Genomic DNA, 13,236 nt, shown 5'->3' on the forward strand with positions numbered 1-13,236 from the left:
CCGCACCTTACCCGAGCGCGCCCCGAGGCAACAGGGGCGCGGGCAGAAAAACCCTGTCCATCGGGCGATTGTTCTTGGCCGCCCCACGCCGTAGCATGGCCAAAACGGAGGCGCGAATGACCGAGATATTGCTGGGGCAGGTGATTTCCTTTGCCGGCGACCCGATGACCGAAGGCCCCGGGGCGGCGCGCCATATCACCCGCGGCGCGGTCGTGGTGGCGCATGGCCGGATCGTGGCCCTGGGCGATGCAGAAACCCTGCGCGCGGCCCACCCCGAGGCGCGGGTGCATGATTACGGATCTGCGCTGATTTCGGCCGGGTTCATCGACGCGCATGTGCATTATCCGCAGACCGCGATCATCGCCAGCTGGGGCAAACGGCTGATCGACTGGCTCAATGCCTATACCTTCCCCGAAGAGATGCGCTTCGACGATCCGGTCCACGCGGGCGAGATTGCCGCGCGCTATTTCGATCTGGCGCTGGATCACGGGACGACCACGATGTGCAGCTATTGCACGGTCCATCCCGAAAGCGTCGATGCCTATTTCAGCGCGGCACAGGTGCGTGGCATGCGGGCCCTGGGCGGCAAGACCTGCATGGATCGCAACGCCCCCGAGGGTCTGCGCGACAGCGCCCAAAGCGCCTATGACGACAGCAAGCGCCTGTTGGAACGCTGGCATCAGATCGACCGTCTGTCCTATGTCATCACGCCGCGGTTCTCGCCCACCTCGACGCCTGAACAGCTCGACGCGCTCGGGGCACTCTGGGCCGAGCATCCGGCCTGCCTGATGCAAACCCATCTGAGCGAGCAAGTGGACGAGATCGCCTGGGTGAAATCGCTGTTCCCCGCCGCGCGCGACTATCTGGACACCTACGAGGCCTTCGGCCTCTTGGGCGAGAACGGGCTATACGGCCATGCGATCCATCTGGAACCGCGCGAGGTGGACCGGCTGACCGAGGTTGGCGCCGCGCTGGTGCATTGCCCGACCTCGAACACCTTCATCGGATCGGGGCTGTTCGACATGCACGGGCTGGCCGGGCGGCTGCGGGTGGGGCTGGCGACGGACACCGGCGGCGGGTCGAGTTTTTCGATGCTGCGCACGATGGCCGCGGCCTATGAGGTGGCGCAGCTGCGCCATCACCCGCTGCACCCTGCGCAGCTGTGGTGGCTGGCCACCGGCGCCTCGGCGCAGGCGCTGAAGATCGGCGACAAGGTCGGCAATATCGCCCCGGGGATGGAGGCCGACCTGGTGGTGATCGACCTGGCCTCGACCCCGGCGATCGCCCAGCGTGTGGCCCATGCTGGCAGTTTCTGGGAGGCGCTGTTCCCGACCATCATGATGGGCGATGACCGCGCGGTCGCGGGCGTCTGGGTCGGCGGGCGCAAGCTGCGCTGAGCGCCGCGCGCGTCGGGGGATTCACTCCCCCGCCCCCCCGGTGAGGTATTTCGGGCAAGATGAAGATCAGCCCATCAAGGCCCGTGCCAGGCGGTTTTGCGTCGCAATCAGGCGCGGCATGTCGAGCGTGGCGATCTGGCCATCCGCGACGATCTGGCGGCCCTCGACGAACAGGTGTTTCACCCGCGGCGGACCGGCCAGCAGCAGTGCCGCGACCGGGTCCCAGGCGCCCGCGGCCTCCAGCCCCGACACATCCCAAATCGCCAGATCGGCGCGTTTGCCGGGCTCAAGACTGCCGCAATCGGGTCGACCCAGCACCTGCGCGCCGCCGAGCGTGGCGATTTCCAGCGCCTCGCGCGCGCTCATCGCATCGGCACCGTTCTGCACGCGCTGCAGCAGCATCGCCATGCGCGCCTCGGCGATCAGGCTGCCTGCATCGTTGCTGGCCGACCCATCCACTCCCAGTGCCACCCTCACCCCCGCATCGCGCATCGCCCGCACCGGGGCAATCCCGCTGCCAAGGCGGCAATTCGAGCAGGGGCAATGCGCCACGCCGGTTTTCGTGCGGGCGAACAGGTCGATCTCGGCGGCATCCAGCCTGACGCAATGCGCGTGCCAGACATCGGCGCCGGTCCAGCCCAGATCCTCGGCGTATTGTCCGGGGCGGCAACCGAATTGCGCCAGCGAATAGGCGATATCCTCGTCGTTCTCGGCCAGATGGGTGTGCAGCATCACGCCCTTGTCGCGCGCCAGATCGGCCGCGTCCTTCATCAACCCGCGACTGACCGAAAACGGCGAACAGGGCGCCACGCCCACCCGGCACATCGACCCTTCGCGCGGGTCGTGAAAGGCGTCGATCACCCGGATGCAATCGTTCAGAATGTCGGCTTCCCGTTCAACCAGACTGTCGGGCGGCAACCCGCCCGCGCTTTCGCCGATCGACATCGCGCCCCGGGTCGGATGGAAGCGCAGGCCCAGCTCGGCCGCGGCATGGATCGTATCCTCGAGCCGCGCGCCATTGGGATAAAGATAGAGGTGATCGGACGAAAGCGTGCATCCGCTCAGCGCCAGTTCCGCAAGGCCCACCTGCGCCGAAACCCGCATCTCTTCAGGGCCCATCCGCGCCCAGATCGGATAGAGCGTCTTGAGCCAGCCGAACAACAGCGCATCCTGCCCGCCCGGCACCGCGCGGGTCAGCGTCTGATACAGGTGGTGATGGGTGTTCACGAGGCCCGGCGTCACCACGCAGCCGTGGGCCGAGATGACCGTGCCATCCGTCGCCAGCCCGGCCCCGACAGCCGCAATCTGCCCGCCCCGGATCAGCACATCGGCGCCTGCCAGTTCACGCCGCGTGGCGTCCATCGTCACCACGACCTCGGCGCCCCGGATCAGGATTTCGTGCATCTCGCCAGCCCTTTCATCTTGCCGCAAATACCTCGGGGTCCGGGGCGCCGCCCCGGTCCGTGCGAATCCACACGGCCGACGCCCCGAAAGGGGTCAGCCGTTCAGCACCGCCATCGCCGCAGCATGCACCGCCCGGTTGGCCGCGGCCAGCACCTGCCCGCCCATATGTGCGGGACCGCCCTGCCAGTTGGTCACGATGCCCCCGGCCGCCTCGATCACCGCGATCGGCGCCTGCACATCGTAGGGTTGCAACCCCGCCTCGACCACCAGGTCGATCTGCCCGGCCGCGATCAGCGCATAGGCATAGCAATCGGTGCCATAGCGGGTCAGCTTGGCCTGTGCCGACAGGCGCGCGAAGGCGGCGCCTTCGGCGGGGGTGCCGACCTCGGGGAAGGTGGTGTAGAGGATCGCATCGGACAGGGCGCGCGGCGGACGCGCCCGCAGCGGGCGCAGACCCAACGGCCCCGAGGTCTCGGCCCGGCCGAACCCGCCCAGAAACCGCTCGCCGATATAGGGCTGGTCGATCAGGCCCAGCACCGGCGCCCCCAGCGTCGTGCCCAGATCCTGCGTCAGCGCGATCAGCACCCCCCAGGTCGGCGTGCCCGACATGTAGCCGCGGGTGCCGTCGATCGGGTCAAGCACCCAGCTGAACCCCGACCGTCCCTGACTGATGCCGTATTCCTCGCCGTAGATCCCGTCCTGCGGGCGGCGCTTTGCCAGAATGTCACGCATCGCGGCCTCGGCGGCGCGGTCGGCCACGGTCACCGGATCGAAGCGGGCGGTTTCCTTGCTGTCGGCCCCCAGCCCGCCCTCGGTGCGGAAGTGGCGCAGCGTCTCGACGCGGGCGACATCGGCCAGATCCTGCGCCACGCCGATCAACTCGGCCTGAAGGGCGGCGCTCAGCACGGGCGGGGATTGGGTCATCGGGGTCTCCGGGGCTCGGACATGATCAGGGGGAGCGGTAGCCGCCCCCCCGGTCCGGGTCAACACCCGTCATTCCATTGTCCGCGGCGCATCAGGCCGCGTCGGACAGAACCTTGGCCAGTTCGAACAGTCGACGGCGCTGCGCCTCGGGGATCGCGTAGTAAGAGCGCACCAAGGCCAGCGCCTCCTTGTCGGCAAGAATGTCGCCGGACACTTCGGAACGATCCAGCGCCTCGCCCGCAAGGCCTTCGAAGAAGAACGAGATCGGCACATCGACCGCATCCGCGATATCCCACAGACGCGAGGCCGAAACGCGGTTCATCCCGGTTTCGTATTTCTGGATCTGCTGAAACTTGATCCCGACCTTGTCGGCCAGTTGCTGTTGGGTCATCCCGATCATCCAACGACGGTGACGGATACGCTTGCCCACGTGGACATCGACAGGGTGTTTCATGCAATCGTCCTTCAAACCACTTACGGTTCCGCAAGGTTACCACGGCCTCGCACCGCCTTTCCGTCGCAAATGACAAAACCTGTCCAAAAAGACAGGTCAGCGACACTGAATTGATACGCGCCATGGCAAATGAACCAAATTTTTCCGGTCGCAGCCTCTGATGGACTGAAAAACACAGAATTCACGCCCCGCGTGTTTTGCAAAATGCATTGCAAAATGCAATTACCTTAACGTCAATCATTCCAGCCTGCAAATCCCGCGATTCGCGCAGAAGTGCCTGTCCGGGCTGGTCGCGCACCGGGTCCCGGGCTATTGTGATGCGGATTTCAGCTCCCGGAGACCCGATGCGCGCCTTTCAGCTTGCCGCCCTCAACACCCCGCCGCAATTGACAAATCTGGATTTGCCAGCGCCCGGGCCGGGCGAAGTGCAAATTGAAATTGCCGCCTGCGGGCTGAATTTTGCCGATCTTCTGATGATCGAGGGCAAATATCAGGACACTCCGCAGACCCCGTTTGTGATGGGGATGGAGCTGGCCGGCACGATCCGCACAACCGGAGCGGGCGCGAAATTGGCGCCCGGCACGCGCGTAGCTGTCTTTTCAGGGCAGGGTGGCCTTGCTGAAATGGGGAATTTTCCCGAAAATCGCTGCACGCCGCTGCCCGATACGATGAGTTTTGCGCAGGCGGCGGCGTTCCAGATCGCCTATGGCACCTCGCATCTGGCGCTGGAAATGCGCGCCCGTCTGGCCCCGGGCGAGACCCTGGCGGTGCTGGGGGCGGCGGGTGGCGTTGGACTGACCGCGGTCGAAATCGGCGCGCGAATGGGCGCGCGGGTGATTGCGGTGGCACGCGGCGCCGACAAGCTCGAGGTGGCGCGGGCGGCCGGGGCCACGGTGCTGATCGACGCCGAGACCCCCGATCTGAAAGCCGCGCTGAAAGCGGCGGGCGGGGCCGACGTGGTCTATGATGCGATCGGCGGGGCGGCGGGCGAAGCGGCGTTTCGCGCGCTGCGTCCCGGCGGGCGCTTTCTGGTGATCGGCTTCGCCTCGGGCGCGCAACCGAAACTGCCGCTCAACCATGCCCTGGTGAAGAACCTGGAAATCCACGGGCTTTACTGGGGCGGCTATCTGAAACTGGCGCCCGAATTGCTGACCGGCTCGATGGCGCAGCTGTTCGACTGGTTCTCGGAAGGTGGTCTGGTGCCGCATATCTCGGCGCAGATCCCGCTGGAACGGACCACCGAGGCGCTGGACCTGCTGCGCGCGCGGCGCTCGACCGGCAAGGTTGTGGTGCTGACCGGCGCGGGGGAAACTTCGACCCGCTGAGCCTTTGCAGAAACGGTGGACAGGGGCGCGGTTTTTCCGCCCCGGGCGCTTGAATCCCGGGGCACCCATGCCAATATCCGACAGGACGCGGTCTCAGGGGGCCGCCAAAGGGATTTACGGAGGCAAGAATGGCTGATTTCAACACGATGCGCGCCACGCATGCGGGGACGCGCACCGCAATGATCGACGCGGGGCTGCGCGCGCACATGAACAAGGTCTACGGGCTGATGTCGGCGGCGATGCTGATTACCGGCGCGGTGGCCTTCCTGCTGGCCAATATGGCGATGACGACCGATCCGGCACTGGGCGTGGCGCAGATCGGTGCCAGCAAATATCTGACGCAGTTCGGCGCCACCCTTTACACCAGCCCGCTGAAATGGGTGCTGATGTTCGCGCCGCTGGCGGTGGTCTTTGCCTTCTCGGCCACGCTGCACAAGATGCAGACCTCGACCGCGCAGATCGTGTTCTGGGTCTATGCCGCGCTGATGGGCGCGTCGCTCTCGTCGATCTTCCTGGTTTATACCGGCGTTTCGATCGCGCAGACCTTCCTCGTGACCGCCATCGCTTTCGCTGGCCTGTCGCTTTACGGCTACACCACGAAGCGCAACCTGAGCGCGATGGGCTCGTTCCTGATGATGGGTCTGATCGGTCTGATCGTGGCCTCGATCGTCAATATCTTCCTGGCGTCGAGCGCGCTGCAATTCGCGATCTCGGTGATCGGCGTGCTGATCTTCGCGGGCCTGACCGCCTTCGACACGCAGAACATCAAGAACATCTATCTGCAAATGGCGCAGAGCGATGAGGAATATCTGGGCAAGGCCGCCATCATGGGCGCGCTGCAGCTCTACCTCGACTTCATCAACATGTTCATGTTCCTGCTGCAGTTCCTTGGCAACCGCGAGTGATCGCAGCGCACAGAACCGAAAAAGCCCCGCGCAAGCGGGGCTTTTTTCATGTCGGGGCCTGCGGTGGGGTCAGCCCGCCATCCGGGCAGCCACATCCAGCATCCGGTTGGAAAAGCCCCATTCATTGTCATACCAGCCGAACACCCGCAGCAAGCTGCCGCCTGCCACCGGAACGCCGGTGACCCGGGTTTCCGGGCAGGCCATGACCACGCTTTCACGCCGGGCACGCAGGTCGGAACTGACCAGCGGCTGATCCGTGGCGCCGATCACCCCGCCCTTGGCCGCACAGACACGGAACACCGCGTTCACCGCATCGACGGTGACCGGGCGCGCAGTCACCACCGCCAGATCCACCGCCGAGACACTGGCCGTGGGCACCCGCACCGCCTGCGCGATGATCCGTCCTTCGAGCCCGGGCAAAACCCCGTCCAGCAGGCGCCCCGCCGAGGTCGTCGTCGGCACCATCGACAGCGCGGCGGCGCGCGAGCGGGCGAAATCGGCGGCGGGCGCATCCACGGTCGGCTGGCTGCCGGTATAGCAATGCACCGTTGTCATCGTGCCCGTCACCACGCCCCAGTGCGCCTCGATCAGCGCGACCAGCGGGGCCAGCGCATTGGTGGTGCAACTGGCGTTCGACACGATCCGCTGCGCGCCAAGCGCCGCCTCGTTCGCGCCCAGAACCACGGTGAACTCGGCCGCGCGCGAAGGGCCGGAAATCAGCACCCGGTCGGCCCCGGCGGCCAGCCCCTGCCCCGCGATCTCGGGCCGGTCCGCGCGGCCCGTGCATTCCATCACCAGATCGGTGCCGCTCAGGTCCAGCGCGGCCAGATCGGCGGTGCGGTGCAGCGGGATCGCCAACCCGTCGACCACCAGCGCGCCATCTTCCAGCGCGACCGTTCCCGGCCAGGGGCCGAACACACTGTCGTATTGAAACAGATAGGCGCACATCTCGGGCGTCGCGATGTCATTGATGCCCGCGATCGTGATGCCGGACCAGCGCCCCCCGCCCCGCGCCCGATCCTGCAGCGCGGCCCGCACCACCGACCGCCCGATCCGCCCGAATCCGTTGATGAACACCCGCATCGCCGATCTCCACTGCCACTGCCCGCCCTGTGTAAGGCCCGAGCCCCCCCAAGGGGAAGCGCATGATTGCCACCGTTACAATGGGATCGGGCGGCTCTGTCCGGGTCATCAAGGTTCAGAACGCCAAAGAGATCCCGCAAGACGCGGCCTGCACCAGTTAACGCCGCCTGACGACACCCCGGCGCAGGCGCGACTGCTTGCGTCTGTGCCGATTCCGGTGACGCAGCCACGCAAGACCGATCAGGACGCGCCGCGACAGATGCGCGGCCATCCGCGTGCCCAAGGGCGTCACGCGCGGGTCCGGCAAAACGACGGGATGCCGCAACCGGCTGTAATGCAGCTTGTGCAGGAAAAGATGGCTCGAAGGTTCGCTCAGCGCCGTGTAAAGAAACCCCTCTGGCACGCTCAGCACCCGCCGGTGCGGGTGCAGCCCCAGGATCGGATGGATCGCCTGCGTGTAGGCGATCGGGCCGGTCGTGCGCAGGGTTCCCAGCTTGCCAACCCCGAATTTCGCCACTGAATAGGTCTCGATATTCTCGACGATCCGGTCGATCACGGCAGCCAGATAGGGATGCCCCGCGCGGCTGCACAGCACCCAGTTGATGTATTCGCCCCCGTCGACCTCCGCGATTTCGGGGTGAAAGCCGAAGTGCTCTTCTGCCCCCCCGGGGCCGTTGTCCCATTGCACGACAAGGTACTCGTCATCCGGGCGCAGGATCTGATCCAGAGGGCGTTTCAGCCCGCTCTTGTTGTCCAGATAAACCCCGCCGATCTGATACAGGACCAGATAGCGCAACAGATCCGAACGGGCGGGCCCATAGGCCGGGTCGATCCGGGCGAGCGCCTCCAGATGGCGCGGGGTGTAATGCTGTCGGACGAACTCCAGCGCCTCCTCATCGGAAAGGATGATCTGCCGCCAGCCCGGATTGGCCGCCGCCAGCTGCGCCAGATTGCGGCGTAGTTCGGGGGCAAGATCCGCATGAGAACGGACAAGGTGGATAAGGTTTCTGGCAATCATGGAAAAACGCGTTCGCGGGTCACAACAAGACTGTTGTGTAGGGTGGGTCCGTTCCACTGTCGACCCGAAACCATGACACGCAGGTCAGATGCAGACTATGCATCGCCTGGATGCCCCCCCCTGCCAGATTGGCGCAAGACGGTGCCCGCGGCCACAAGGTCCCCAACTGCACCGGCGTTACCTTTTCGCCCCTTTTTCGCTGTATCGGAAACGTTAAGCAGGCAGCCCCCACACCAGAGCGGGTCTGGACGCAGACGATGTTTTCCCTTCTATGCTTCATCGGCGGTCCCCGCCGTCAGAGGATCGCCGATACAAGGGTTTCTTCGCCCAGCAGATTTGGAACAGTGCAAAATGATCAGGAACCTGAAAAGAACCCTTCGCAGGCTAAGCTGCCAGGCCAAATCGGTCTTTACCCCCGCAGCGGATGGTCCGCTGATCTGCGCATCCATGGTGCGCAATGAAATCGACATCATAGATGTGTGGGTGGCGCATCTGAGTGCGATCTTCGACCATGTCCTGATCTACAATCACCTCAGTTCCGACGGAACGCACGAACGTCTTCTTGAGCTGGCGAAGCGTTACCACAACCTTGAAATCCGGGACTATACCGAGCCGGGCAACAATCAATCCGCCGTCATGACCTCTGCCTTTCTGGAAGTGGCAAGCCATACTTCGAAGGGGTGGATGTTCTTTCTGGACGGTGATGAATTCATCTTTGAAAAGGGCCGAAACGAGATCCGCCGGGAGCTGTCGCGATACCGCGCGGCAATCACCGTTCGCATGAAATGGGTGAATGTTTACCCCGTCGCGCTGCAATCCCCGATTCAGGCCGCAACAGAGATCGAGGGCTGGCTGGAAGGGCCCTGCCAGATCCATAAGCTGGCCGTGAATCTGAGCCGGGCAGAAACCGTGACCAAGATCATTCAGGGCAACCACGGGGCGCTGTTCAACAAACGTGCCCCGTTTCAGAAGGTCCATCTGGACACCATCCGCATCCTGCATATGCCGATCCGCACCGAAGCCCAGATCGCGGCAAAGGTCGCGACGGGCCTTGCCTCCAATGCGATTGCGACCGCCCGCAACAGCAATTACTCGGCCCACTGGAAGGCGATGGCGGGTCTGAAAGACCTGAGCGACGTGCAAACCCATGTCTACAATTACAGCAATCTGAACACGACGACGGGCGAACTCTTGCGGGTCCCGCCGCCAGCGCCGTCTCTTTCGGGGCGTCTTTCCGATCATGTCGTGCTGGACGAAAAACCACCGGGGGTTTGAAGTTTGCGGTGGGGTCCCAGCGGCCGCGGACTATCGCGTTAAGAACGCTTTCCCGCAACCGGCCTCAGGCCTCGAGTTCGGCATCCCAATACAGGAAGTCCATCCAGCTGTCGTGCAAATGCCCCGGGGGGAAGCGGCGTCCGACCGCGTGCATCTCTTCGGGCGTGGGCTGGCAGGCCGGGCGCTTGAGGCGCATACCCGATGCTTTCAGCGATTTATTGGCCTTTTTCAGATTGCAGGGCGCACAGGCCGCCACCACGTTTTCCCAACTCGTCACCCCGCCGCGCGACCGGGGGATCACATGGTCGAAGGTCAGATCCGTCTTCGATCCGCAGTACTGGCAGCAGAATTCATCCCTCAGAAAAAGATTGAAGCGCGTGAAAGCCACGCGCTTCTGGGGTTTGACAAATTCTTTCAGCACCACGACCGAGGGTATCCGTATCGCCTCGCGCTGGCTGCGCACCACCTCGTCATATTCGGCGAGGATGGTGACCCGGTCGAGACAGACCGCCTTGATCGCCTCTTGCCAGGGCCACAGCGACAGCGGGTAATAGCTGAGCGGGCGGAAGTCGGCGTTCAGCACCAGCGCCGGGAAGCGTTTGAGCGCAGAAGGCTCGCGCACGAATTGCGTTCGAAAATCCGACCTATCGCCGTGGTCCAGCATGAGTGACTCCGTCCTCGCCCTGTCGCCAATCGGTGGCCCAGAGCGGGGAACCCGCCCCAGCCTATGATTAAACTATATATGGCGTTTCGCGTCTGGCAAGTCCCGCCATATGCGATTTTCTGCCCTGCGGCATTGCTAGCAAACGCATGCAACGGGGATGTGACGAAATTTCAGGCACTTCAGCCGGGCAGGCGTTCCTTCAGGAAGGCCAGCGCCATCGACAACCCGTCGGGCGCGATTCCGTGGCCAGTGCCCTGCATCACATGGCCGTAGGTTTCGAACCCGGCCCCCACCAGCGCATTGCCCGCCAGCTGCATGTCGGCGAAGGGCACGACCGGGTCGGCATCGCCATGAATGAGCAACACCGGCGGCTTCGAGACCGCCTCGGCCTCCAGCGCCTCTGGGCGCAGCAGGCGGCCCGAAAACGCGACGATGGCGGCCAGCGGCGCAGCGCGGCGCGGCGCCACTTCCAGCGCCATCATCGTGCCTTGCGAAAACCCGATAATCGCCAACTGCGAAGGGGTTAGAGCCTCTTCTTCAAGTGTCTTGTCAAGAAAGGCATTCAGGTCAGCAGCAGCCCGGGCGAGCCCTTCGGCGGCGGCCTCTTCGCTCGACCCATCCAGCCACGGGATCGGGAACCATTGCCGCCCGAAGGGGTTGCCCGAACAGGGTTCGGGCGCGTCGGGCGCCAGGAACAGCGTGTCGGGCAGATGCGGGCCCAGCGGATCGGCCAGCCCCAGCAGATCGGCGCCATCCGCGCCATAGCCATGCAAGAACACCACCGCCGATTTGACCGTGCCCGATTTCGGCGCCCGGCGCCCCACTTGCAGCTCGCGCGTCATGGCGCCACCCCTTCCCTGAGTTTGCACGCCGCGTAATAGGCCCAAAGCCCACGCGCCGCAACCGCGCGCCAGGGCGACCAGGCCGCGGCCAATGCGGTGAAGTCCTTGCGTTTCGGGCGCTCGGGCAGATCGAACAGCATCCGCGCCCCCTCTGCCAGCGCCAGATCGTCGACCGCGAACACATCCGCCCGCCCCAGCGCAAAGATCAGATACATCTCGACCGTCCAGCGCCCGATGCCGGGCAGCGGCAGAAGCTGCGCCACGACCTCTTCGTCTGGCAAATGGCGCAGCGCGTCGAAATCAATCCCGGCCCGGGCAAGGGCCTGAACATATTTCACCTTTTGCCGCGACAGGCCGCAGGCACGCAGATCGTCCTCGGCTGCGTCGGCCAGGGCTTCGGCCCCGCCGAACCCGGCCCCCAGCAGTTTGTCGCGGATCGAGTTGGCCGCCGCGACCGAGACCTGCTGGCCCAAAATAGCATCGCGCAGCGCCTCGAACCCGTCGGCCCGGCGCCGCAGGGGCCAGGGGCCGGTCAGATCCAGCACGCGGGCAAAGCGCGGCTCGGCCCGGGCCAGCCATTCGGCCCCCTCGGCGATGTCGTCTTCGGTGGTGATGATGCGTCCGACCATGGCGCCACCCTGCCCGATCAACGCCGCGCTTGCCAGCCCCGTTCTGGCCGGATAGGCCATGCACATGAAAGATACGAGCCAGTTTCTCCCCGTCCCGAGCCCCGCCAAATGGCGCAACGTGATCGTGCTGGTCATCGCGCAGGCGGTGCTGGGCGCGCAGATGTCGATGATCTTCACCGTCGGCGGGCTGGCAGGCCAATCGCTGGCGCCGAACCCCTGCTGGTCGACGCTGCCGCTGTCGCTGATCGTGCTGGGTTCGGTGCTGTCGGCACAGCCGATGTCGGAATTCATGGCCGCCTACGGGCGTCGTGCGGGGTTCATCCTTGCCACGGTGGCGGGCGGCCTGGGTGCGGCGATCGCGGCACGCGCACTCTATATCGGGTCATTTCCGCTGTTCATGGCCGGGTCTTTCCTGACCGGCATCTATATGTCGGCACAGGGGTTTTACCGCTTCGCCGCGACCGATGGCGTGGCGCCCGAGTTCCAGCCCAAGGCGATTTCCTATGTCATGGCCGGCGGTCTGGCCGCCGCGATCATCGGCCCGCAGCTGGTCAAGGCCACCGCGCAGGCGATGGTCGTGCCCTTCATGGCCACCTATCTGGCAATCATCGGGCTCAACCTGCTGGGGCCGATCCTGTTTTCCTTCCTGCGCATCCCGGCCCCGGGGCGGCGTGCCAAGGGCGTGGCCCATCCCGGCCGCACCCGGCGCGAATTGCTGCGTGACCCGGTGATCGCGGTGGCGATGATCTGCGGCATGGTGTCCTATGCGCTGATGAACCTGGTGATGACCTCGACCCCGCTTGCCGTGGTCGGCTGCGGGTTCGAGGCTGGCGACGCCGCCAATATCGTCTCGGCGCACGTTCTGGCGATGTATCTGCCCAGCTTCTTCACCGGCCATCTGATCGCCCGCTTCGGGCGCGAAATGATCGTGGGTGTCGGCCTCGTGATCCTGGCGGCCTCGGGCGCGGTGGCAATGACCGGGGTCGAGCTGGAGAAATTCTATCTGGCGCTGGTGCTGCTTGGACTGGGCTGGAACTTCGGCTTCATCGGCTCGACCGCGATGCTGGCCTCGGCCCATAGCGCGGACGAACGCGGCCATGTGCAGGGGATGAACGATTTCGTCGTCTTCGGCGGGGTGTTTCTGGCCTCGCTCAGTTCGGGCAGCCTGATGAACTGCTCGGCCGCGGGCGATCCGCAGGCGGGCTGGCAGGCGGTGAACCTGGCGATGTTGCCCTTCCTGACGCTGGCGGGCGGTGCGCTGATCTGGCTGGTGCTGCGGCCGAAGGAAACGCGGTAAGGCCGCCGCCGGGGGCGCC

General features: G+C 65.3%; 13 protein-coding genes. 5 read left to right on the top strand and 8 right to left on the bottom strand.

The annotated features are described in order from the left end of the window. The first annotated feature begins 116 nt into the window (after positions 1–116). A complete protein-coding gene (guaD, locus tag P2G62_RS01440; RefSeq protein ID WP_275733071.1) occupies positions 117–1,397 on the top strand; it encodes a guanine deaminase in 1,281 nt (426 codons plus the stop codon). Between the two features lie 66 nt (positions 1,398–1,463). Here guaD and P2G62_RS01445 read toward each other — a convergent pair whose 3' ends face one another. From P2G62_RS01445 to P2G62_RS01455, 3 genes are all read right to left on the bottom strand, one after another. Beyond that, complete coding sequence (locus tag P2G62_RS01445) at positions 1,464–2,801, bottom strand: 8-oxoguanine deaminase (RefSeq protein ID WP_275733072.1); 1,338 nt, start codon at positions 2,799–2,801, stop codon at positions 1,464–1,466. A gap of 93 nt (positions 2,802–2,894) precedes the next feature. Further along, complete coding sequence (locus P2G62_RS01450; RefSeq protein ID WP_275733073.1) at positions 2,895–3,725, bottom strand: inositol monophosphatase family protein; 831 nt, start codon at positions 3,723–3,725, stop codon at positions 2,895–2,897. Between the two features lie 91 nt (positions 3,726–3,816). Beyond that, positions 3,817–4,179, bottom strand: coding sequence for a helix-turn-helix transcriptional regulator (locus P2G62_RS01455; RefSeq protein WP_275733074.1), 363 nt, complete (start codon positions 4,177–4,179; stop codon positions 3,817–3,819). A gap of 344 nt (positions 4,180–4,523) precedes the next feature. Between P2G62_RS01455 and P2G62_RS01460 the strand changes: the two genes are divergently transcribed. Both P2G62_RS01460 and P2G62_RS01465 read left to right on the top strand, forming a co-directional pair. Then, the gene (locus P2G62_RS01460; protein ID WP_275733075.1) at positions 4,524–5,504 is read left to right on the top strand and encodes an NADPH:quinone oxidoreductase family protein; all 981 of its coding nucleotides are present in this window, start codon (positions 4,524–4,526) and stop codon (positions 5,502–5,504) included. Positions 5,505–5,632: 128 nt separating this feature from the next. After that, on the top strand, positions 5,633–6,409 hold the full coding sequence (locus P2G62_RS01465; RefSeq protein WP_275733076.1) for a Bax inhibitor-1/YccA family protein: 777 nt from the start codon (positions 5,633–5,635) through the stop codon (positions 6,407–6,409). A gap of 69 nt (positions 6,410–6,478) precedes the next feature. Here the strand turns inward: P2G62_RS01465 and P2G62_RS01470 are convergent, their stop codons facing one another. After that, on the bottom strand, positions 6,479–7,492 hold the full coding sequence (locus P2G62_RS01470; RefSeq protein ID WP_275733077.1) for a glyceraldehyde 3-phosphate dehydrogenase NAD-binding domain-containing protein: 1,014 nt from the start codon (positions 7,490–7,492) through the stop codon (positions 6,479–6,481). Positions 7,493–7,649: 157 nt separating this feature from the next. Beyond that, positions 7,650–8,510 (bottom strand): glycosyltransferase, encoded by an 861-nt coding sequence (locus P2G62_RS01475; protein WP_275733078.1) that lies wholly within the window; start codon positions 8,508–8,510, stop codon positions 7,650–7,652. A gap of 351 nt (positions 8,511–8,861) precedes the next feature. Here P2G62_RS01475 and P2G62_RS01480 point away from each other — a divergent pair, with 351 nt between their 5' ends. After that, positions 8,862–9,785: a glycosyltransferase family 2 protein gene (locus P2G62_RS01480; protein WP_275733079.1), complete on the top strand. Its 924-nt coding sequence runs from the start codon at positions 8,862–8,864 to the stop codon at positions 9,783–9,785. 64 nt (positions 9,786–9,849) lie between these two features. Here the strand turns inward: P2G62_RS01480 and P2G62_RS01485 are convergent, their stop codons facing one another. From P2G62_RS01485 to P2G62_RS01495, 3 genes are all read right to left on the bottom strand, one after another. Next, positions 9,850–10,449, bottom strand: coding sequence for an HNH endonuclease (locus P2G62_RS01485; protein WP_275733080.1), 600 nt, complete (start codon positions 10,447–10,449; stop codon positions 9,850–9,852). Positions 10,450–10,628: 179 nt separating this feature from the next. After that, the gene (locus P2G62_RS01490) at positions 10,629–11,291 is read right to left on the bottom strand and encodes an alpha/beta fold hydrolase (RefSeq protein ID WP_275733081.1); all 663 of its coding nucleotides are present in this window, start codon (positions 11,289–11,291) and stop codon (positions 10,629–10,631) included. Beyond that, positions 11,288–11,920, bottom strand: a complete 633-nt coding sequence (locus P2G62_RS01495; protein ID WP_275733082.1) for a DNA-3-methyladenine glycosylase 2 family protein — start codon at positions 11,918–11,920, stop codon at positions 11,288–11,290. The genes P2G62_RS01490 and P2G62_RS01495 overlap by 4 nt, the downstream gene beginning before the upstream one ends. Before the next feature lie 64 nt (positions 11,921–11,984). Here P2G62_RS01495 and P2G62_RS01500 point away from each other — a divergent pair, with 64 nt between their 5' ends. After that, entirely contained in the window at positions 11,985–13,217 is a 1,233-nt protein-coding gene (locus tag P2G62_RS01500) for an MFS transporter (RefSeq protein WP_275733083.1), read from the top strand. The last annotated feature ends 19 nt before the right edge of the window (positions 13,218–13,236 follow it).

Source organism: Paenirhodobacter sp. CAU 1674, from assembly GCF_029222945.1.
Lineage (GTDB): Bacteria > Pseudomonadota > Alphaproteobacteria > Rhodobacterales > Rhodobacteraceae > Rhodobacter.